This is a genomic window from Amycolatopsis sp. NPDC043885 (genome assembly GCF_056435685.1).
In genome coordinates this window covers 32,464-52,473 of the sequence record NZ_JBWKEA010000028.1, presented here as the reverse complement: position 1 = coordinate 52,473, position 20,010 = coordinate 32,464, and the positions used below count along the sequence as shown (strand labels likewise).

The following is a 20,010-nucleotide window of genomic DNA, read 5'->3' as shown; positions in this document are numbered from 1 at the left end:
AGCACAAGAACTAGTTCTACTTTTCTGATCTCGAACCACGGAGGTCACGATGGCGTCCCCGGCATACGAGCTCACCCACCTCGAAGCACTGGAAGCCGAAGCCGTGCACATCTTCCGCGAGGTCGCGGCGACCTTCGAACGGCCGGTGCTGCTGTTCTCCGGCGGCAAGGACTCGATGGTGATGCTCCACGTGGCGGCCAAGGCGTTCTGGCCGTCACCGCCGCCGTTCCCGGTGATGCACGTCGACACCGGGCACAACTTCGACGAGGTCGTCGAATTCCGTGACCGCACCGTCGACAGGTACGGGCTCAGGCTCGTCGTCTCCAGCGTCCAGGACGACATCGACGCCGGCCGGGTCGTCGAAGACCCGAAGGCCGGCCGCAACCGTCTTCAGACCGCCGCCCTGCTCAGGGGAATCCGCGAGCATACCTTCGACGCCGTGTTCGGCGGAGCGCGGCGCGACGAGGAGAAGGCCCGCGCGAAGGAGCGCGTGTTCAGCTTCCGTGACGAGTTCGGCCAGTGGGACCCGCGCAATCAGCGGCCGGAACTCTGGGACCTCTACAACGGCAGGCACCGCAAGGGCGAGCACATCCGCGTCTTCCCGCTGTCGAACTGGACCGAACTCGACATCTGGCAGTACGTCGAAGCCGAGAACGTCGACCTGCCGTCGATCTACTACTCGCATCGGCGTCCGGTCGTCCAGCGGGACGGGATGCTGCTCGCGCACACCCGGTTCCTCACCCTGAACGAAGGCGAAAGTCCTTACGAGGCAACGGTTCGTTTCCGGACCGTCGGCGACGCGACCTGCACCGGCTGCGTCGAGTCGACGGCGACGTCGCCGGGTGAGGTGGTCGCCGAGGTCGCCGTCAGCAGGCTCACCGAACGCGGCGCCACCCGCGCCGACGACCGGATCTCCGAGGCGGGCATGGAAGACCGGAAGAAGGAAGGCTACTTCTGATGAGCGCTTCGCTGGTCCGCCTCGCGACCGCGGGCAGTGTCGACGACGGGAAATCGACCCTGATCGGCCGTCTGCTGTTCGATTCGAAGACGGTGTTCACCGACCAGCTCGAAGCCATCGAACGCACCAGCCGCGACCGCGGCGAGGCGTACCCGAACCTCGCGCTGCTGACCGACGGTCTCCGCGCGGAACGCGAACAAGGCATCACCATCGACGTCGCCCACCGCTACTTCGCCACGCCCCGGCGGAAGTTCATCATCGCCGACACGCCGGGGCACGTGCAGTACACCCGGAACATGGTCACCGGGGCGTCCACCGCGGATCTCGCGCTGATCCTGATCGACGCCCGCAAGGGCGTGCTCGAACAGTCGCGGCGGCACGCGTTCCTGGCCAGCCTGCTGGGCATCCCGCATCTGGTGCTGTGTGTCAACAAGATGGACCTGGCCGGCTGGTCTCAGCAGCGCTTCGAAGAGATCCGCGAGGAATTCCGCCGCTTCGCCATGAAACTCCAGGTGCACGATCTCACCTTCGTGCCGATGTCGGCGCTGCACGGCGACAACGTCGTGCACCGGGGCGCCAGTATGCCCTGGTACGAAGGGACTTCCCTGCTGCACCACCTGGAACAGGTGCATGTCGCCTCGGATCGCAATCTCATCGACGCGCGATTCCCCGTGCAGTACGTGATCCGGGAGCACAGCCGCGACTTCCGCGGCTACGCGGGAACAGTCGCGGGCGGGGTGTTCAAACCCGGCGACGAGGTCGCCGTGCTGCCGTCCGGCTTCACCACGACGGTGCGCGCGATCTGGGGCCCGGGCGGCACCACGGTCACCGAGGCCTTCGCCTCGCAGGCCGTCACGATCGAACTCGGAGACGACCTCGACCTCGGCCGTGGTGACCTGATCTGCCGCCCCGGAAACCGTCCCCACACCAGCAGGGACGTCGACGCGATGGTGTGCTGGTTCTCCGAACAAGGGGCGCTGAAACCCGGCTCCACCTACGTCGTGCGGCACACCACCCGGGAGACCAAGGCCGAGATCCGCGAACTGGACTACCGGCTCGACGTCACCACCCTGCACCGTGACGAGACCGCGGAGTCGTTGTCACTGAACGAAATCGGCCGGATCCGGCTGCGCGCACGGCAGCCGCTGCTGTTCGATTCCTACCGCCGCAACCGCTCCACCGGTGGCTTCCTCCTCGTCGACGAGCACTCCGGGGCGACGGTCGCGGCCGGCATGATCACCGGCCCGGGCGTGACCGCTTCGAACGTCGTCTGGCACACCGCCGCGGTCAGCAGGACGGAACGGGCGACACGCGGGCTGACCGTCTGGCTCACCGGGCTTTCCGCGTCCGGGAAGTCGAGTGTGGCCGTGGAACTGGAGCGGCGGCTGGTCGCGTCCGGCAGGCCCGCGTACCTGCTGGACGGCGACAACCTCCGGCACGGGTTGAACGGGAACCTCGGCTTCAGCCCCGCCGATCGCGCCGAGAACGTCCGTCGCGTCGCCGAAGTCGCGAAGCTGTTCGCCGACGCCGGGGTGGTGTCGGTGGTCTCCCTGATCAGCCCGTACCGGGCCGACCGCGAACTGGCCCGCGCCGCGCACGAGGCGGCCGGGCTGCCGTTCCTCGAAGTCTTCGTCGACACCCCGCTCGAAGTCTGCGAAGACCGCGACCCCAAGGGGATGTACGCGAAGGCACGGGCGGGTGAGATCAGCGGGTTCACCGGGGTGGACGCTCCTTACGAGCAGCCGGAGAGCCCGGATCTGGTGCTGCGCCCGGAAAACGGGGATCCGGCCGCGATGGCCGCGCTGATCCTCGCCGCCCTGGAGTAGCGGAAGGACGCTTTCCCCGCATCACCCAGGAACAAGGCGCGTTGCGAAAGTGGCTTTCGCGACATAAGCACCGACTCGACCGAGCGGGCGTGTCTGATTCGGACTCTTCGGCGGCCTGAGCGACCTGCGCCGTCCCGAGCACGGCGCCCGCGGCGGCGACCGTGCCCAGCCCCCAGCAGGCAACGGCGATCGACGTTGCCTGTCCACTCCGGACCCCTGCCCCGTTCAGCCCGCCGGTGTGACGAATCCGGTGTCGTAGGCCTTGATCACCGCTTGCGTCCGGTCTCTCGCGCCGAGTTTCGCGAGCACGTTCCCCACATGCGTCTTGACCGTCTGTACGCCAAGGTACAGCTCGCCCGCGATCTCCACATTGGACAGTCCGCCCGCCATCAGCCGCAGCACCTCGCTTTCGCGTTCGGTGAGCCCGGCGCCGGCGAGACCGTCCTGCGGGCCCCGGTTCGCCTGTCGCGCGGCCAGCCGCCGGATCGCGGCCGGGAACAGCAGCGACTCCCCCGCCGCCACCGTCCGGATCGCCGCGACGATCTCCTCGGGCCGGGCCCGCTTCAGCAGGAAGCCGCTCGCACCGGCGAGCAGGGCGTCGTAGACGTAGTCGTCGTTCTCGAAGGTGGTCACCACGATCACCTTCGGCGGATTGTCCATAGTGGACATCAAATGGGTGGTCGCGCGGATCCCGTCGACCGAAGGCATCCGGACGTCCATCAGCACGACGTCGGGCCGGAACCGCGAGACCAGCCCCGGCACTTCGGCGCCGTCGGACGCTTCACCCACGACCTCGAGGTCGGGCTCGGAGGCGACGATCGCCCGCAGCCCCGCCCGGATGAGCTGTTCGTCGTCGACCAGCAGTACCCCGATGCTCATCGCCGTTTCCCCCATGGCACCGCCACCTCGACCTTCCAGAATCCGTCCGCACGGCCCGCGGTGATCGTGCCTCCGAGCACTTCCACCCGTTCCGTCATTCCCCTCAGCCCCCGGCCGCCCCCGTCGCGAGAAGGCGCCGCGGCGCCGAGCGGGTTGGACACCCGCAAGCGCAACAGCTCCGTTCCGGCGTCGACGAGGACCGTCACCGGAACCTTACCGGCGTGCCGCAGCGCGTTCGTCAGGCATTCCTGCAGGATCCGGTACGCTTCACGGGAGACGACCGGCGGCACCGAGGACGGTTCACCCCGCACCTCCGCCGCCACCTCGGCGCCCGCCAGCCGTGTCGCCTCGACCAGCGCGGACAGCTCCGCCAGCCCCGATTGCGGGGTCCTCGACGACGCCTCGTCACGTAGCAGCCCGAGCACGTGGTCGAGGTCGTCCAGCGCGGCGCGGGCGGAGTCCTCGATGGCGGTCAGCGCCTGCTCGGTGAAATCGGGATCCGACCTCAGTGTGCGGCGTGCGGCACCGGCCTGGATGGTCACGACGCTCAGCGCGTGCCCGACCGAGTCGTGCAGTTCGCGCGCGAGCCGGTTGCGTTCGGCGAGTTGTTCGGTGCGCTTCTCCAGCTGGGCGATCCGCTCCGCGGCCGAGATCCCCAGCAGGCTCTTGGCGCAGCGGGTCAGCACCGCGCCCGCTCCCCACACGACGTAGGCCAGCGCGACGACGCCGAACAGGAACGCCAGCGGGATCCACGCGCTCGCCCAGCCCTTCGGCACCTCGATCGGGTCCTCGGCGGACAGTGCGATCCGGCCGGTGAACGGGGCCGCGATCGTGAACCCGAACGCGACCGGGACGACCAGGCTCACCAGACTGACGACGCAGCCGGTGCTCACGTGCAGCAGGAACATCGCGGTCGACCGCAGCCGGACGGGCCAGCTCGACGCGGGTCCGAACGTCACGCCGGGGACGGGATCGTCCAGGAGTTCCCGCACGGCCGCGCCCTCCAGCACCCGGACGGCGGGGATGAACGACGACGCGACCATCACCAGGACGACGGTGATCATCGCGACGGAGATGCCGCGTTCCACCGTCACGACGAGGGGAAGCAACGACGGCACCACGATGGCCGCGAAGAGGATGTACGGCACGCTCAGCGCGCCACCGAGGATGAAGTACACCCACCGGCGGTAGGTCGCCCGATCGACGAGCGGGCCGAAAAGTCGCATGCGCTCTTTCTAGCGTGCGCCGGCTTCGCGCGTATCCCTCACGAGTATCTCCGCGATCTCCCTCGCGAGCGTGACGCGGTGCGCGTCCCCGTCGATGCCGGTGTGCGCGACAGCGCCCTCGAGCAGGAGGAAGAGCTGTTCCGCGAGCCGCTCCGGATCGGCCGCGCCGGGGGCGTCCTCGCGGAGGAGCTCGGCGAACTTCGCCCGTACCGCCGCCTTATGCCGCCGGATCACGTCGAGTCCGGGATGCCCAGCGGGCAGTTCGGCGGCCGCGTTCAGGAACGCGCAACCCCGGTCGCTCCCGAGCCGGGGGTGATCGATGTACGCGTCGAAGACCACGAGCGCCCGAGGACGATCGGCTTCGGCCAGCCGCTCTTCGAGGTACGCCCACCAGACGTCGTGACGACGTCGCAAGTACGCGACGGTGAGCTCCGTCTTCGACCCGAAGCACGCGTACAGGGTCTTCTTCGTGACGCCGGCGGCTTCGGCCACGGCCGCGACGCCCACCGCGTTGAGGCCCTCGCGGTAGAAAAGCTCACTCGCGGCGCTCAGGACACGCTCGCCGGCTGGGGTCAGCATGGTTCCGACTATACCGATCGGTTGACGTGTACGCGAAATGCGGGAACACTCCCGAAGTATACCGATCGGTATACACAGGAAGGAGAGCAGCTGGTGTCTTCATACAAACGCGAACTGACCCTCACCGCGGCCGGGTTGTCGCTGATCGCGGTCTCCTACGGACTCGCGCGGTACGCGTACGGCCTCTTCGCGCCGACTCTCCGGACGGAATTCGACCTCGACGGCAGCGCTCTCGGTGCCATCGCGGCGGGAAGCTACGTCGCGTACTGCCTCGCCGTAGTCGCCTCGACCGCCATCACGACCCGCTGGGGAGCGCGGGCGGGTGCGCTCGCCGCCGGGACGACGGCCACCGCGGGAACCGCCTTGATCGCGGCCGCGCCGAACGCCGCCGTGCTCGCGCTCGGTGTCGTCCTCGCCGGCGCCAGCACAGGCCTGGCCTCCCCTTCGCTCGCCGACGCGGTCTCACGCGTCGTCCGGGCAACCCGCCGTGACCGTGCCCAGTCCGTGGTGAACGCCGGGACCGGGCTCGGCGTGCTGATCTCCGGCCCGGTCTCCCTGCTCGCCATCGGTGACTGGCGAATGGCCTGGTGGGCCTTCGCCGCGGCCTCGGCGCTGGTGACCTTGTGGATCGCCCGGGTCGTGCCGCCGGTCAAGGAAGACCGCGCGCGGGGCCTGCCGGTGCCGCTCTTCCCACCCGCCACCGGGCGGCTGCTGCCCGCCGCCGCGACGCTCGGCCTGGCAAGCGCCGCGATCTGGACGTTCGGCCGGGACATCGCCGTGAGCGCCGGCGGGCTCGACGAGACCGCGTCGACGGTGGTGTGGATCGTCCTCGGCGCGGTCGGCCTGGCGGGCGCGTTCACCGCCGAACTGACCTCCCGGGCGGGACTGCGGCGGGCCTGGTCGGCGGGGATGATCCTGTTCGCCTCCGCCACGGCGCTCTTCGCCCTCGCCACTCGGTCGCTCCCCGCGCTCGTCATCGCGGCCGCGCTCTTCGGGGCCGTCTACATCGGACTGACCGGTGTACTGATCCTCTGGGGCACCAGGGCTTACCCGACGGCACCCGCGTTCGGTGTCGGTGTGGCCTTCCTGGCATTGGCGCTCGGCCAGGCCGCCGGGGCACCACTCATCGGTCTCCTCGGCGATCTCCTCGACCTCCGTACGGGCTTTCTCGTGGCGGCGGCGATCGCCGTTCTCGGTGTCCTGTTCGCGCCCCGGGAGGCGACCACGACGTACAACTTCGGGGCCCGCTCCCTCTCAAGGGTGAGTACCGTCCCGCCGGAGCGGGAATCCCCCGCGGACTGCGCGTGATGTGCTCTTCGGCATGAACCTGCTGCTCGGCCTGCTCACCCTGCCCGTCTACGCGCTGATGCTGTGGCCGCTCGTGGTCGCCGCCCGCCGCGTGCTGGGTGTGCGGATCGGCGTGATCCGCGCGTTCTGCGCCGCCGGTTTCGGCTGGCTGGTCGCGGGCGGCATCCTCAGCGCGTTCCCCTCGCCGATGTACATGGGCGGGGCCTTCGCCGGGCTGGTCATCCCGGTGCTGGGCGGCGCGTTCCTCGCGACGCTGATCTTCCTGTTCGTCGCGGAACTCGCGCTGCCGTCGGGCTCCGGGCTGGGGCTCATCGGCAGGATCCGGTCACTTCGCCGCCGCGCGGCGCGGACGCGGCGCTACTCGCAGATCACCCGGATCGCGATCAAGCACGGCCTCGGCCGGTACCTCACCGGCCGTCGCGAACCCGGCCTCGCCCAGGTCCGGCACGCCAAACTGGCGCGATCGCTGCGGCGTGCGCTGGAGGAGGGCGGCGTGACGTTCGTGAAACTCGGCCAACTGCTCTCGACGCGGTCCGATCTGCTGCCGCCGGTGTTCGTCGACGAGCTCAGCAAACTCCAGGATCAGGTCGCCTTCGCCGACGCCGACGAGGTCGCGACAGTGCTGCGGGAGGAACTGGGCGGAAACCCGGACGAGATCTTCGCCGAGTTCGACCCGGAACCGATCGCGGCCGCGTCGATCGCGCAGGTCTACCGGGCGAAGCTGCGCGACGGACAGGAAGTGGTCGTCAAGGTGCAGCGGCCCGGTGTGCAGGCGCTGGTCGACCGGGACCTCGACATCATCCGCCGGGTGGCGGCCGCGCTGGACCTGCGCGCGGGCTGGGCCCGTTCGCTCGGCGTCGTCGACCTCGCCGAGGGATTCGCCGACGCGCTGGTCGAAGAGCTCGATTTCCGCACCGAAGCCAGGAACATCGAAGCGGTCGCCGCGGCGTACCCCGGCACCGAGGTCGCGCTGCCGACCGTCCACAAAGAACTGTCCACCGAACGGGTCCTGGTGATGCGGCGCCTCGAAGGCAAGCCGCTCGCCGCCGCGCGGGAGCAGGTCCCGGCCGCGGAACGGGCCGACCTCGCGCGGTCGATGCTGCGGTGCGTGCTCGGCCAGGTGATGGGCAGCGGTGTCTTCCACGCCGACCCGCATCCCGGCAACGTCCTGCTGCTCACCGACGGCAGGCTCGGCCTGCTCGACTTCGGCTCCGTCGGACGGCTCGACTCGGGCCTGCGCGGCGGGCTGCAGAACCTCATCCTCGCGCTCGACCGCGGCGACCCGGCCGCGCTGCGCGACGGTCTGCTGGAGATCGTCGACCGGCCGGACGAGATCGAGGAACGACGCCTGGAGCGGGCACTGGGTTCCTTGGTGGCCAAGCATTTCAACCACGGACAGGCGCCGGATCTGGACATGTTCACCGACCTGTTCCGGGTGATCGCCGACTTCCGGCTCCGCGTGCCCCCGCCGATCGCCGCGGTGTTCCGCGCGCTGGCCACCCTGGAGGGAACGCTGGCCGCGCTGGCACCGGGGTTCAACATCGTCGTCGAATCCCGCGCCTACGCCGCCGAGCAGGTCGGTGCCGGATTGCGACCGGAATCGCTGCGGTCCACGGCCACCAACGAACTGATGGCGCTGCTGCCGGTGCTGCGGCGGCTGCCGCGCCGCGTCGACCGGATCGGCAACGCGCTGGAACAGGGCAGGCTTTCGGTCAACGTCCGGCTGTTCTCCGACGAACGCGACCGCGACGTGGTCACCGGACTGGTGCACGAGATCCTGCTGGCGTTCGTCGGCGTGGCCACCGGGCTGATGGCCGTGCTGCTGCTGGGCAGCGCGACCGGTCCGGAGGTCCTGGACGGGGTCACGCTGCACCAGATGTTCGGCTACAACCTGCTGGTGGTCAGTGCGCTGGTGGGATTGCGGCTGCTCTTCGTCGTTTTCCGGCGGAGCGGACAACGATCACGATCGCCCCGATGACACCGAGGACGACGAGTCCGGTGCCGGCGAACGCGAGGTTCCGCGAGCTACGGAATCCGGTGTCGGACACGGGATCCCCGGGAAGTCCCGCTTCGACGAAAGCCGTGGTCTGCGAAAAGGGCTCGGCGCTCAGGGTGCTCCCCATGCCGACGACGACTCCGTAAACCTTGGAGAGGGGGACGGCACCGTCGCCCGACATGCCGACGTAGAGCCGCGAGTCCCGGGAGTTGTTCCGCTGATCCCCCGCGACGAACACCGCGCCCGGCGGAACCTGGACGCTGAACGGCATGTGCTCCTTGCGGCCGTACCCGTTGTCGTCCTCGGTGTAGGGCTCTTTGACCGGCTTCCCGTTGACGGTGATCAGGTTGTCGTTCGTACAACAGACGACCTGATCACCACCGACACCGATCACCCGCTTGACGATCCGGCCATCGCCGGGTGCCGCGTCCGGAAACGCGGCGAGATCCATGAGGACGACCGAGCCGCGAGGGATTTCGGGGAGAGCGGTCCAGCGGTACAGCACGACCGACCCCGGCGGGATCGTGGGCGCCATCCCGGTGCTGGGGACGCTCACCATGCGGTAGCTCAGCAGGGTCCAGAACCCATATCCGCCGGTGCCCACGCCGACGATCGCCACCAGGATCATCACCAACAGGAGCGGGGAGAATCTTCGCTTCGGCCCGGGTCTTTCGGGGGGCGGAGCGGGGAAGTCCGTTTCGGTCACAGCGCAGAATAGCGCCGATGGTCCCGGCTCAACCCCGGGGCGCGTACATGATGACCCCGACCCCGGCGAGGCAGATCAAGGCACCGATGACGTCGTAGCGGTCCGGCCGGTAGCCGTCGGCGACCATCCCCCACGCCAGCGAACCCGCGACGAACACTCCTCCGTACGCGGCGAGGATGCGGCCGAAGTTCGCGTCGGGCTGGAGTGTCGCGACGAAGCCGTAGAGACCGAGTGCCACGACGCCCGCGCCGATCCAGAGATAGCCGCGGTGCTCCCGGACGCCCTGCCAGATCAGCCAGGCTCCGCCGATCTCCAGCAGCGCGGCGAGCGCGAACAGCGCGATGGACCGGACGATCATGCCGGGAGCTTATTGCGACGCGCGCGCCGTCGCCGAGCCGTATAGGTCGTTATACGAAAGGGTGACTATATGGCGTTGACCTTGGCAGAGAAGCGCGTGAAGGCCCCCTTCCCTCGGGTGACCCGAGGGAAGGGGGCCTTCACGCGCAAAGAGGTCAGACGGTGAAGCCGAGCGCCCGCAGCTGTTCGCGGCCGTCGTCGGTGATCTTCTCCGGGCCCCACGGCGGCATCCAGACCCAGTTGATCCGGAAGTCCTTGACCAGCCCGGTTCCCCCGCCGACGAGCGCGGCACCGGTCTGGTCCTCGATGACGTCGGTCAGCGGGCAGGCCGCGGACGTCAGGGTCATGTCGATGGTGGCGGTGTTGTCCGCCTCGACCCGGATGTCGTAGACCAGCCCGAGGTCAACGACGTTGATGCCGAGTTCGGGGTCGACGACGTCGCGCATCGCCTCTTCGACGTCCTCGACCTTCGCCACGTCGGCGGCATCCGGGGCGGCGGCGGTCTCGGCGTCGAGGTCGGCGGCCGTGCGCCCCTCGCGGGTTTCGGTCTGCTGTTCGGTCATGCCGTCTCAACTCCGTTGGTCGTGCGGGCGACGGCGTCCTTGAACGCCATCCACCCGAGCAGGGCGCATTTCACGCGGGCCGGGTACTTGGCCACGCCGGCGAAGGCGATGCCGTCCTCCAGCACGTCCTCGTCGGGTTCGATCTGCCCTTTGCCCTGCATCAGCTCGACGAAGGCGTCCATGGTGGTGAACGCCTCCTCCACGGTGTGCCCGACGACGAGATCCGTCAAGACCGACGTGGAAGCCTGGCTGATCGAACAGCCCTGTCCCTCGTAGGAGACGTCGGCGACTTTCCCGTCGTCGACCTTCACCCGCAGCGTCACCTCGTCGCCGCAGGTCGGGTTGACCTGGAACGACTCGGCGTCGAACGGCTCGCGCAGGCCACGGCCGTGCGGGTTCTTGTAGTGATCCAGGATGATCTCCTGGTACATGCTTTCGAGGTTCATCACGCCACCCCGAAGAACTTCCGCGCCTCACGCACACCGTTCACCAAAGCGTCCACTTCGGACAGTGTGTTGTAGACGTAGAACGAAGCGCGCACGGTCGCGGGCACCGAGCAGGCCCGGTGCAGCGGCCACGCGCAGTGGTGCCCGACGCGGACGGCGACACCGAGACTGTCCAGCACCTGACCGGAGTCGTGCGGGTGGACGCCGTCGATGACGAACGACACCAGTCCGCCGCGGTCGGTCATGTCGGTGGGGCCGATGATCCGCACGCCAGGAATCTCGCCGAGCCCGGCGAGCGCCGCCTCGGTGAGGAGGTGTTCGTGCGCGGCGACCCGGTCCATGCCGATCGCAGACAGGTAGTCGGCGGCCGCGCCGAGGCCGACGGCCTGCGACGTCATCGGGGTGCCCGCCTCGAACCGCTGCGGCGGCGCGGCGAAGGTGGTCTGCTCCATGCGGACCAGCTCGATCATCGAGCCGCCGGTCAGGAACGGCGGCATCGCTTCGAGCAGCTCACGGCGTCCATAGAGGACACCGATGCCGTAGGGGCCGACCATCTTGTGCCCGGCGAAAGCGGCGAAGTCGACGTCCAGCGCGTGCAGGTCCACCGGGAAGTGCGGCACCGACTGGCAGGCGTCCAGCACGACCAGCGCGCCGACCTTGCGGGCCTTCTTCACCAGGAAGTCGACCGGGTTGATCGTGCCGAGCACGTTGGACTGGTGCGTGAACGCGAGCACCTTGGTCCGCTCGGTGATCAGTTCGTCCACATTGGACAGATCGAGCCTGCCGTCCGCCGTGACGGAGAACCACTTCAGCGTCGCGCCGGTGCGCTGGCTGAGCTGCTGCCACGGAACCAGGTTCGCGTGGTGCTCCATCTCGGTGATGACGATCTCGTCGCCGGGACCGATCTTGAACCGCTCGGCCCCGGGACCGGCCGTGGCGGCGTTGCTCATCGCGTAGGCGACGAGGTTGATGCCCTCGGTGGCGTTCTTGGTGAACACCAGCTCGTGCGGGGAGGCGCCGACGAACTCCGCGATCCGCACGCGGGCGGATTCGTAGGCGTCGGTCGCCTCCTCGGCGAGCTGGTGCGCGCCGCGGTGCACCGCGGCGTTCGAGGTCTCCAGGAACCGGCGCTCGGCTTCGAGCACCTGCGCCGGTTTCTGGGACGTCGCACCGGAATCCAGATACACCAAGGGTTTCCCGTCCCGCACCGTGCGGGTCAGGATCGGGAAGTCGGCCCTGATGGCCGCTACGTCCAGCGGTACAGAGTTAGCCGTGGTGGTGGTCATCGGGCCAACTCCTCTCGGTGTAGTCGTGAAGTTCAGTGATCAGACGGCGGCGGTCTCGGCGGAGCCGGTGTACTTGACGTACCCGTTCTCCTCCAGCTCGTCCGCGAGTTCACGGCCGCCGGACTCGACGATCTTGCCGCCGGCGAAGACGTGCACGAAGTCGGGCGTGATGTGCCGCAGGATCCGCGTGTAGTGCGTGATCAGCATGACGCCGGCGTCGTTGTTGGCCTTGAACTCGTTGACGCCCTCGGACACGACGCGCAGCGCGTCGACGTCGAGGCCGGAGTCGGTCTCGTCGAGGATGGCGATCTTCGGCTTGAGCAGCGCCAGCTGCAGGATCTCGTGGCGCTTCTTCTCGCCGCCGGAGAAGCCCTCGTTCACCGAACGCTCGGCGAACTCGGACGAGATCTCCAGCTTGCCCATCTCCTCCTTGACCTCCTTGACCCAGTGGCGCAGCTTGGGGGCCTCGCCACGGACCGCGGTGGCCGCGGTGCGGAGGAAGTTGGACATGGACACGCCCGGAACCTCGACCGGGTACTGCATGGCGAGGAACAGGCCCGCGCGGGCGCGCTCGTCGACGCTCATCTCCAGCACGTCCTCACCGTCGAGCAGGACCTGCCCGGAGGTGACTTCGTACTTGGGGTGACCGGCGATGGCGTAGGACAGCGTGGACTTGCCCGAACCGTTGGGGCCCATGATCGCGTGGGTCTCGCCCGACTTGATGGTCAGGTTGACGCCCTTGAGGATCTCCTTGGGGCCCTCCTCGGTCGTGACCGAGGCGTGCAGATCCTTGATTTCCAGCGTAGGCATTTCTTTCCTAAAGTCTGATGTGGACGGACGAGGGCTTAGACGCCCACGGCTTCGAGCTCGGCTTCGATCGCGGCCTCGAGACGCTCGCGCACCTCGGGAACGCCGATCTTGACCAGGATCTCGTGGAAGAACCCGCGTACGACCAGGCGACGCGCGGCGTCTTCGCCGATTCCGCGCGACTGGAGGTAGAACAACTGCTCGTCGTCGAACCTTCCCGTCGCGCTCGCGTGGCCCGCGCCTTCGATCTCGCCGGTCTCGATCTCCAGGTTCGGGATCGAGTCCGCCCGCGCGCCCGGCGTCAGCACCAGGTTGCGGTTGAGCTCGTAGGTGTCGGTGGCCTCGGCGGCCGCCCGGATCAGCACGTCGCCGACCCACACGGTGTGCGCGTCGTCGCCCTGCAGCGCGCCCTTGTACATCACCCGCGACTTGCAGTTCGGCACCGCGTGGTCGACGAAGAGCCGGTGCTCCTGGTGCTGGCCCGAGTCGGCGAAGTACAGGCCGAGCATCTCGACGTCGCCGCCCTTGTCGGCGAACGTCGCCGTCGGCGAGACGCGGACGAGGTCACCGCCCAGGGTGATGACGATGTGCTTGAGCGTGGCGTCGCGGCCGAGCTTGAGGTGCTGCTCGGAGACGTGCACCGCGTCGTCGGCCCAGTCCTGGACGCTGACCACGGTCACGTTCGCCGAATCGCCGATGACGAACTCGACGTTGTCGGCGTAGGTGCCGGAACCGACGTGGTCGAGGACGATGACCGCTTCGGAGAACTGCTCGGCGCGGACCTGCACGTGCCCGTAGGCGACCTTGCCCTCGCCGGGGCCGGTGATCTTCACCGTCGACGGCTTCGACGTCTTCGTCTCCTTGGGCACCGTGATGACGGTGGCCTCGGTGAACGAGGAGTACGCCTGCGCGGCGATCCGGTCGCTCGGGACACCCGCGGCGCCGAGGCGCTCGTCGTCCCGGCCGACCGTCTCGATCTTCAGTTCGGGCGCGGCGTCGGCGTCCACTGCGGCCGAACCCGAAGCGGCGGCGGACCCGTCGTGCAGGCCACGCAGCCGCTTCATCGGAGTGAAACGCCAGTTCTCCTCACGACCGCCAGGGACCTCGAAGGCCTCGACGTCGTAGGAGGTGAAGCGCTCCGCGCGGGACGTGGCCGGCACAACTGTGCCTCCAGAGCCGGCGGGCTCGCCAACGCCCTCGCGCATCGCTTCGGAAACGTTGTTCTCGGTAACCGACATGACTAGCCGACGGACCCTTCCATCTGAAGCTCGATCAGGCGGTTCAGCTCGAGCGCGTACTCCATCGGCAGCTCACGCGCGATGGGCTCGACGAACCCGCGCACGATCATCGCCATGGCCTCGGCCTCGTCGAGACCGCGCGACATGAGGTAGAACATCTGGTCTTCGCTGACCTTCGAGACGGTCGCCTCGTGGCCCATGGAGACCTCGTCGTTGCGGATGTCGACGTACGGGTACGTGTCCGACCGCGAGATCGTGTCGACCAGCAGCGCGTCACAGACCACGCTGGACCGCGAGTGGTGCGCCCGCTTCGCGACCTTGATCAGGCCGCGGTACGAGGTGCGGCCACCGCCGCGCGCCACCGACTTCGACACGATGGTCGAGGAGGTGTGCGGCGCCAGGTGCTCCATCTTCGCGCCGGCGTCCTGGTGCTGGCCCTCGCCCGCGAACGCGACCGAGAGGACCTCGCCCTTGGCGTGCTCGCCCATGAGGAACACGGACGGGTACTTCATCGTGACCTTGGAACCGATGTTGCCGTCGATCCACTCCATGGTCGCGCCCTCTTCGCACTTGGCGCGCTTGGTGACCAGGTTGTAGACGTTGTTCGACCAGTTCTGGATGGTCGTGTAACGGCAGCGGGCGCCCTTCTTCACGATGATCTCCACGACCGCCGAGTGCAGCGAGTCGGACTGGTAGATCGGCGCGGTGCAACCCTCGACGTAGTGCACGTAGGCGTCTTCGTCGACGATGATCAGGGTCCGCTCGAACTGACCCATGTTCTCGGTGTTGATGCGGAAGTACGCCTGCAGCGGGATGTCCACCTTGACGCCCTTGGGGACGTAGATGAACGAGCCGCCGGACCACACCGCGGTGTTCAGCGCGGAGAACTTGTTGTCCCCTGCCGGGATCACGGAGCCGAAGTACTCCTTGAAGATCTCCGGGTGCTCCTTGAGCGCGGTGTCGGTGTCCAGGAACAGGACGCCCTGCGCCTCCAGGTCCTCGCGGATCTGGTGGTAGACGACCTCGGACTCGTACTGCGCCGCGACACCGGCGACGAGGCGCTGCTTCTCCGCCTCGGGGATGCCCAGCTTGTCGTACGTGTTCTTGATGTCCTCGGGCAGGTCTTCCCAGGAAGTGGCCTGCTTCTCCGTGGACCGCACGAAGTACTTGATGTTGTCGAAGTCGATCCCGGAGAGGTCCGCACCCCAGTTGGGCATCGGCTTCAAGTCGAAGAGCTTGAGCGCCTTGAGTCGCGCTTCGCGCATCCACTCCGGCTCGGACTTCTTCGAGGAGATGTCGGTGACGACGTCCTCATTCAGTCCGCGACGGGCCGTTGAGCCCGCCTCGTCGGAGTCCGCCCAGCCGAACGCGTACTTGCCAAGGGACTCGATGGTCTCTTCCTGGCTCATGGGCGCGGTGGTGGGAGTGCGCTGCTCGGCAGCGGCAGTCATGCGGGTTTCCCTCCATTCGGGATCCGTGCTGTGCGCCCCGGGGAGGGCGCCGTGCTTCCCGGCCCGGGTGTGGCCGGGTGACCCGCCGAGACGACGGGTACGTGTGTGGTGCACGCGTTGTCACCGCGTGCGATGGTCGCGAGCCGCTGGACGTGAGTACCCAGAAGTTCCGCGAAAGCCTCTGTCTCGGCTTCGCACAACTGAGGGAACTCGGCGGCGACGTGGGCGACCGGGCAATGGTGCTGGCAGAGCTGTTCGCCGACACCGACCTGACGGGTCGACGCAGCGTAACCCTCCCTGGTCAGCGCCGCAGCGAGGGCCTCGGCGCGCGAGGCGGGGTCCGTGTGCTTGGTGATCGCGTCCTGATGCGGGCCGACCAGCGAAGCGACCCGAGCCTCCGCGAAGGCCTTCACGGCGTCTTCGCCGGCGTGCTCGGCGAGGAAGCGGATGGCCGAGGACGCGAGGTCGTCGTAGGCGTGCCCGAACCGGGCGCGGCCGGCTTCGGTGAGCAGGAAGTTCTTGGCCGGACGGCCTCGTCCGCGGGGGCCGCGGCGGGGCGCGTCCCGGGTTTCGGCCTCGCCGTCGGCGAGCAGCGCGTCGAGATGACGGCGGACGGCGGCGGCGCTGATCCCCAGCTGCTCGGCCACCACGACGGCGGTCATCGGCCCCTGTTCCAGCAGCAGGCGGGCCACTTCGTGCCTGGTCCGGCCCTCGGGGCCGACCTGCGCGGGGACAGGCTGGACCTCGGCGCGGGGCATGTCGCCACCGGCCTCGTCCCGCGTCCCCGTCTTTTTCACAACACAAGTGTGACGTATTTCCGGGGAGACGGCAAAGAGGGGTGCCTCACGGAGTGGCGTGGGTCACGTCGGCCCGGCTGAGCACAGGGGTAACCACGTACCCGCCCGGTCTGTTCCCGGCATCGCTACCCTTCGTGCGTGGCAGTGGGCGATCACCCGGCACAGCGGGACATGGACGGGGCAGAGCCGGAAGACCGGGCCGTGGAGTCGGCGGGGTCGGTGGCGACGCTCGTCCCCGGGCGCCCGCACGATCCGGAACCCCTGGACGACAAGGAACTGCGCGGGCTGAACGTGGTCCGCCGGTTCGGCGCGGTCGGTTCCCTGTTCCTCGCCCTCGGCTCGCTCGGCGCGGGCGCCGCCCCGGTGATCAACCCGGTCCAGGAGATCCCGGTCCTGCGGCTGTTCACCCGGATCCCCATGGTCTCGCTCGCGATGGGCCTGGCGGGCATGGCGATCATCGTGCTCAGCTGGCTGCTGCTCGGCCGGTTCGCGCAGCCCGCGCGCCGCCGCCTCGCCACCCAGGGCCAGCTCGCCCGCACCATCGCGCTCTGGTGCGCGCCGCTGCTGTTCATCCCGCCGCTGTTCTCCCGCGACGTCTACAGCTATCTGGCGCAGAGCGAGATCGTCGCCCGCGGGATGGACCCGTACTCCCTCGGCCCGGCCGAAGCGCTCGGCGTCTCCGATCCGCTGACCTCGGGCGTCTCCAACATGTGGCGCGAGACCCCGGCACCGTACGGCCCGCTGCTGCTCCGCCTCGGCGGCTGGCTCGCCCCGCTGAGCAGTGGCAACATCGTCACCGGGGTCCTGCTGCAGCGCGGGCTCGCGCTGATCGGCGTCATCCTGATCATCTGGGCGCTGCCCCGGCTGGCCCGGCGGTTCGGCGTGCAGCCCGCCACCGCGCTGTGGCTCGGCGCGGCGAACCCGCTGCTGATCTTCCACTTCGTCGCGGGCGCCCACAACGACGCGCTCGCGATCGGGCTCATGGTGGCCGGGCTGGAGGTCGGTCTCCAGCGGATGCCGGTGCGGTTCAAGAACGACGAGCCGCCCCCGCCGGCCAAGGGCGAACTCCTCTACATCGGGCTCGGGGTGGTGCTCATCACCCTCGGCGTCGCGGTGAAGATCAACGCGATCCTGGCGCTGCCGTTCTTCACGGTGATGGTGGCCAGACGATGGCACGGCCGGATCAAGGACCTGGTCACCGCGGCGGTGCCGATGGCGTTGCTGTTCGGCGTGACCCTGGTGGCGGTCTGTTACGGCACGGGCCTCGGTTTCGGCTGGGTCGGCGCGCTCGGCACGCCGGGACTGGTCCGCTCCTGGATTTCGCCGACGTCGGAACTCGCCGCGCTCGGCGGTGTCCTCGGCATCGCGCTCGGTCTCGGCAACCACACCAACGCGATGGTGCCGATCCTCGGCTCGCTCGGCTATCTCGTCGCGGGCGCGGTGACGGTCAAGTTCCTCTGGGACAGCTTCAAATGGCGCTACCGGCCGATCATCGGCCTCGGTGTCTCCCTCGGCGCGGTGATGGTGCTGCACGTCGCGCTGCAGCCCTGGTACCTGCTGTGGGCGATCATCCCGCTCGCCGCGGCGGCGGGGACCTCGCGGTTCCGCATCGCCGCGACGATCGTCACCGCCGTTCTGCCGTTCCTGCTGCCGACGACGGGAAGCACCTTCGAGGGCCGCGGTTTCGTCCTGCCGTTCGCGTGGGCCGCCGCCGGGGTCGTCACGCTACTGGGGCTGTTCATCGTCCACCGCCTCTCACCACTGCTGCTGTCCAGACCGTCCCCGGAGCATTCGGTCCCGGCGTGAGGCCGTATCGTGACCTGTCGTGAACGCCCCCGCCGTCGAGATCACCGGGCTGGTGAAACGCTACGGATCCACCACCGCCGTCGATGGACTCGATCTGCGGATGGACCGTGGCGCACTGCTCGCTCTGCTCGGCCCGAACGGAGCCGGCAAGACCACCACCGTCGAGATCTGCGAAGGCTTCCTGCGGCCTGACGACGGCGAAGTCCGTGTGCTGGGCCTGGACCCGGCGCGCGACGGCGCCGCGCTGCGGCCCCGGATCGGCGTGATGCCCCAGGGCGGCGGCGCGTATCCCGGCGTCCGCGCCGACGAGATGCTCGGGCTGGTCGCCGCGTGCGCGGCGAACCCGCTCGAACCCGCCTGGCTGCTGGACGTCCTCGGGCTCGCGGGAGCGAGGAAGACTCCGTTCAAACGGCTTTCCGGCGGGCAGCAGCAGCGGCTCTCGCTCGCCTGCGCGCTCGTCGGACGGCCGGAACTGCTCTTCCTCGACGAACCGACGGCGGGCATGGACCCGCAGGCCCGCCGCCTGGTCTGGGACCTGCTCGAAGCGCTGCGCGCCGACGGGGTCAGCGTCCTGCTCACCACGCATTTGATGGAGGAGGCCGAAACGCTGGCCGACACCGTGGTGATCGTGGACCACGGCAAGGTCGTCGTCGAAGGTTCCCCGCAGTCGCTGACCGTCGAAGCCGGTGAGAGCGCACAGCTGCGGTTCAAGGCCAGGACGCGGCTCGACACCGCACTGCTGACCGCGGCGCTGCCCGAGGGGCACCTCGTCCACGAGTCGGCGCCGGGCACGTATCTCGTCGAAGGCGCGATCGACCCGCAGGTGGTGTCGACGGTGACGGCGTGGTGCGCGCAGCAGGGTGTCATGCCCGAGGAGCTGCAGGTCGGCAGGCGCACGCTGGAAGAGGTCTTCCTGGAGCTGACCGGACGGGAACTGCGCGCATGACCACGACGCCCACTCCCCGGTTCGCCCCGGGCACGTTCACCCCGGCTCCCGGCCGCGGTTCGCTCGGCAAGATGCTGCGCACGCACGCGAAGGTCGAAGCGAGCCTGACGCTGCGCCACGGCGAGCAGATCCTGCTGACCCTGCTGATCCCGCTCGCGCTGCTGATCGGCCTGTCACTGCTGGACATCCTGCCGTCGTCGCAACTCGGCGATTCGTCCAAAGCAGACTGGATCACGCCGAGGATCCTGGCGCTGGCGGTGATGTCTTCGGCGTTCACCGGACAGGCCATCGCGCTGGGGTTCGACCGCCGCTACGGCGTCCTCAAACGCCTTTCCGCCACCGCACTGCCCCGCTGGCTGCTCGTCGCCGGCCGGGTGGCCGCCGCGCTGGTGGTGGTCGCGCTGCAGGCGGTGATCCTCGGTGCCGTCGCCGCGCTGCTGGGCTGGTCGCCGTCGCTCGGCGGGATCCTCGGCGCGATCCCGTTCCTGATCGTCGGCACGCTCGCGTTCGGCGCGCTGGGCCTGCTGCTCGGCGGGGCGCTGCGCGCGGAGGCCGTGCTGGCGCTGGCGAACATCGTCTGGTTCGTGCTGCTGCTCGCGGGCGGCATCCTGCTGGCGCCGTCGACCATGCCGTCCGGCGTCGCGTGGATCGTCGAACTGCTTCCCTCGGGCGCGCTCGCCGAAGGCCTGCGGTCGGTACTGCTGGACGGTTCGTTCGGCTGGGGCCCGTTCGCGGTGCTCGTCGGCTGGGGCGTCGTCGCGGGCGCGCTGGCGAGCAAGACCACCCGCCTGACCTGAGGCGGCCGACACACCGGGTGCGGCCGGTGGAACGCTCT

General features: G+C 69.1%; 19 protein-coding genes. 7 read left to right on the top strand and 12 right to left on the bottom strand.

Annotated elements, in window-relative coordinates; translation table 11 throughout:
• Positions 1–49 precede the first annotated feature (49 nt).
• Both cysD and cysC read left to right on the top strand, forming a co-directional pair.
• Positions 50–958 carry a sulfate adenylyltransferase subunit CysD gene (gene cysD, locus AC069I_RS42425; protein WP_478227556.1) on the top strand — a complete coding sequence of 303 codons (909 nt, stop codon included), beginning with the start codon at positions 50–52 and terminating at the stop codon, positions 956–958.
• A complete protein-coding gene (cysC, locus tag AC069I_RS42420) occupies positions 958–2,784 on the top strand; it encodes an adenylyl-sulfate kinase (RefSeq protein WP_478227555.1) in 1,827 nt (608 codons plus the stop codon). Before cysD ends, cysC begins: the two co-directional genes overlap by 1 nt.
• Positions 2,785–3,009: 225 nt before the next feature.
• On the opposite strand, the gene AC069I_RS42415 is transcribed toward cysC, so the two are convergent.
• The 3 genes from AC069I_RS42415 to AC069I_RS42405 are packed head-to-tail and all read right to left on the bottom strand — an operon-like array spanning position 3,010 to position 5,468.
• A complete protein-coding gene (locus tag AC069I_RS42415) occupies positions 3,010–3,663 on the bottom strand; it encodes a response regulator (protein ID WP_478227554.1) in 654 nt (217 codons plus the stop codon).
• Positions 3,660–4,889 carry a sensor histidine kinase gene (locus tag AC069I_RS42410; protein WP_478267879.1) on the bottom strand — a complete coding sequence of 410 codons (1,230 nt, stop codon included), beginning with the start codon at positions 4,887–4,889 and terminating at the stop codon, positions 3,660–3,662. The genes AC069I_RS42415 and AC069I_RS42410 overlap by 4 nt, the downstream gene beginning before the upstream one ends.
• Positions 4,890–4,898: 9 nt before the next feature.
• Positions 4,899–5,468, bottom strand: coding sequence for a TetR/AcrR family transcriptional regulator (locus AC069I_RS42405; protein ID WP_340683088.1), 570 nt, complete (start codon positions 5,466–5,468; stop codon positions 4,899–4,901).
• A 93-nt stretch (positions 5,469–5,561) separates the two neighbouring features.
• Here AC069I_RS42405 and AC069I_RS42400 point away from each other — a divergent pair, with 93 nt between their 5' ends.
• On the top strand, positions 5,562–6,776 hold the full coding sequence (locus AC069I_RS42400) for an MFS transporter (RefSeq protein ID WP_478227551.1): 1,215 nt from the start codon (positions 5,562–5,564) through the stop codon (positions 6,774–6,776).
• A 13-nt stretch (positions 6,777–6,789) separates the two neighbouring features.
• Positions 6,790–8,754, top strand: a complete 1,965-nt coding sequence (locus AC069I_RS42395; RefSeq protein ID WP_478267878.1) for an ABC1 kinase family protein — start codon at positions 6,790–6,792, stop codon at positions 8,752–8,754.
• Here the strand turns inward: AC069I_RS42395 and lepB are convergent.
• From lepB to AC069I_RS42350, 9 genes are all read right to left on the bottom strand, one after another.
• Positions 8,678–9,400: a signal peptidase I gene (lepB, locus tag AC069I_RS42390; RefSeq protein WP_478267877.1), complete on the bottom strand. Its 723-nt coding sequence runs from the start codon at positions 9,398–9,400 to the stop codon at positions 8,678–8,680. The genes AC069I_RS42395 and lepB overlap by 77 nt on opposite strands.
• Positions 9,401–9,506: 106 nt before the next feature.
• Positions 9,507–9,836, bottom strand: coding sequence for a YnfA family protein (locus AC069I_RS42385; protein WP_125687586.1), 330 nt, complete (start codon positions 9,834–9,836; stop codon positions 9,507–9,509).
• A gap of 154 nt (positions 9,837–9,990) precedes the next feature.
• Entirely contained in the window at positions 9,991–10,398 is a 408-nt protein-coding gene (locus tag AC069I_RS42380) for a metal-sulfur cluster assembly factor (RefSeq protein WP_034311811.1), read from the bottom strand.
• Positions 10,395–10,844 carry a Fe-S cluster assembly sulfur transfer protein SufU gene (gene sufU, locus AC069I_RS42375; RefSeq protein ID WP_007029705.1) on the bottom strand — a complete coding sequence of 150 codons (450 nt, stop codon included), beginning with the start codon at positions 10,842–10,844 and terminating at the stop codon, positions 10,395–10,397. The genes AC069I_RS42380 and sufU overlap by 4 nt, the downstream gene beginning before the upstream one ends.
• The gene (locus AC069I_RS42370) at positions 10,844–12,130 is read right to left on the bottom strand and encodes a cysteine desulfurase (RefSeq protein WP_478227548.1); all 1,287 of its coding nucleotides are present in this window, start codon (positions 12,128–12,130) and stop codon (positions 10,844–10,846) included. Before AC069I_RS42370 ends, sufU begins: the two co-directional genes overlap by 1 nt.
• A gap of 39 nt (positions 12,131–12,169) precedes the next feature.
• On the bottom strand, positions 12,170–12,940 hold the full coding sequence (gene sufC, locus AC069I_RS42365; protein WP_007029703.1) for a Fe-S cluster assembly ATPase SufC: 771 nt from the start codon (positions 12,938–12,940) through the stop codon (positions 12,170–12,172).
• 35 nt (positions 12,941–12,975) lie between these two features.
• A complete protein-coding gene (sufD, locus tag AC069I_RS42360; RefSeq protein WP_478227547.1) occupies positions 12,976–14,175 on the bottom strand; it encodes a Fe-S cluster assembly protein SufD in 1,200 nt (399 codons plus the stop codon).
• 2 nt (positions 14,176–14,177) lie between these two features.
• Positions 14,178–15,584 (bottom strand): Fe-S cluster assembly protein SufB, encoded by a 1,407-nt coding sequence (gene sufB, locus AC069I_RS42355; RefSeq protein ID WP_478227615.1) that lies wholly within the window; start codon positions 15,582–15,584, stop codon positions 14,178–14,180.
• A gap of 38 nt (positions 15,585–15,622) precedes the next feature.
• Complete coding sequence (locus AC069I_RS42350; protein ID WP_478267876.1) at positions 15,623–16,423, bottom strand: helix-turn-helix transcriptional regulator; 801 nt, start codon at positions 16,421–16,423, stop codon at positions 15,623–15,625.
• A gap of 171 nt (positions 16,424–16,594) precedes the next feature.
• Between AC069I_RS42350 and mptB the strand changes: the two genes are divergently transcribed.
• From mptB to AC069I_RS42335, 3 genes are read left to right on the top strand one after another with little or no spacing between them, the layout of a single operon-like run.
• Entirely contained in the window at positions 16,595–18,229 is a 1,635-nt protein-coding gene (gene mptB / locus AC069I_RS42345; RefSeq protein WP_478227614.1) for a polyprenol phosphomannose-dependent alpha 1,6 mannosyltransferase MptB, read from the top strand.
• A gap of 19 nt (positions 18,230–18,248) precedes the next feature.
• Positions 18,249–19,175, top strand: coding sequence for an ABC transporter ATP-binding protein (locus AC069I_RS42340; protein ID WP_478227545.1), 927 nt, complete (start codon positions 18,249–18,251; stop codon positions 19,173–19,175).
• A complete protein-coding gene (locus AC069I_RS42335; protein WP_478227544.1) occupies positions 19,172–19,972 on the top strand; it encodes an ABC transporter permease in 801 nt (266 codons plus the stop codon). The genes AC069I_RS42340 and AC069I_RS42335 overlap by 4 nt, the downstream gene beginning before the upstream one ends.
• Positions 19,973–20,010 lie beyond the last annotated feature (38 nt).

Excerpts from the sequence above, each read along its gene's own strand:
- cysD (WP_478227556.1), top strand. The coding sequence starts at position 50 with ATGGCGTCCCCGGCATACGAGCTCACCCACCTCGAAGCACTGGAAGCC.
- cysC (WP_478227555.1), top strand. The coding sequence starts at position 958 with ATGAGCGCTTCGCTGGTCCGCCTCGCGACCGCGGGCAGTGTCGACGAC.
- AC069I_RS42415 (WP_478227554.1), bottom strand. The coding sequence starts at position 3,663 with ATGAGCATCGGGGTACTGCTGGTCGACGACGAACAGCTCATCCGGGCG.
- AC069I_RS42410 (WP_478267879.1), bottom strand. The coding sequence starts at position 4,889 with ATGCGACTTTTCGGCCCGCTCGTCGATCGGGCGACCTACCGCCGGTGG.
- AC069I_RS42405 (WP_340683088.1), bottom strand. The coding sequence starts at position 5,468 with ATGCTGACCCCAGCCGGCGAGCGTGTCCTGAGCGCCGCGAGTGAGCTT.
- AC069I_RS42395 (WP_478267878.1), top strand. The coding sequence starts at position 6,790 with ATGAACCTGCTGCTCGGCCTGCTCACCCTGCCCGTCTACGCGCTGATG.
- lepB (WP_478267877.1), bottom strand. The coding sequence starts at position 9,400 with ATGATCCTGGTGGCGATCGTCGGCGTGGGCACCGGCGGATATGGGTTC.
- AC069I_RS42385 (WP_125687586.1), bottom strand. The coding sequence starts at position 9,836 with ATGATCGTCCGGTCCATCGCGCTGTTCGCGCTCGCCGCGCTGCTGGAG.
- AC069I_RS42380 (WP_034311811.1), bottom strand. The coding sequence starts at position 10,398 with ATGACCGAACAGCAGACCGAAACCCGCGAGGGGCGCACGGCCGCCGAC.
- sufU (WP_007029705.1), bottom strand. The coding sequence starts at position 10,844 with ATGAACCTCGAAAGCATGTACCAGGAGATCATCCTGGATCACTACAAG.
- AC069I_RS42370 (WP_478227548.1), bottom strand. The coding sequence starts at position 12,130 with ATGACCACCACCACGGCTAACTCTGTACCGCTGGACGTAGCGGCCATC.
- sufC (WP_007029703.1), bottom strand. The coding sequence starts at position 12,940 with ATGCCTACGCTGGAAATCAAGGATCTGCACGCCTCGGTCACGACCGAG.
- sufD (WP_478227547.1), bottom strand. The coding sequence starts at position 14,175 with ATGTCGGTTACCGAGAACAACGTTTCCGAAGCGATGCGCGAGGGCGTT.
- sufB (WP_478227615.1), bottom strand. The coding sequence starts at position 15,584 with ATGAGCCAGGAAGAGACCATCGAGTCCCTTGGCAAGTACGCGTTCGGC.
- mptB (WP_478227614.1), top strand. The coding sequence starts at position 16,595 with ATGGACGGGGCAGAGCCGGAAGACCGGGCCGTGGAGTCGGCGGGGTCG.
- AC069I_RS42335 (WP_478227544.1), top strand. The coding sequence starts at position 19,172 with ATGACCACGACGCCCACTCCCCGGTTCGCCCCGGGCACGTTCACCCCG.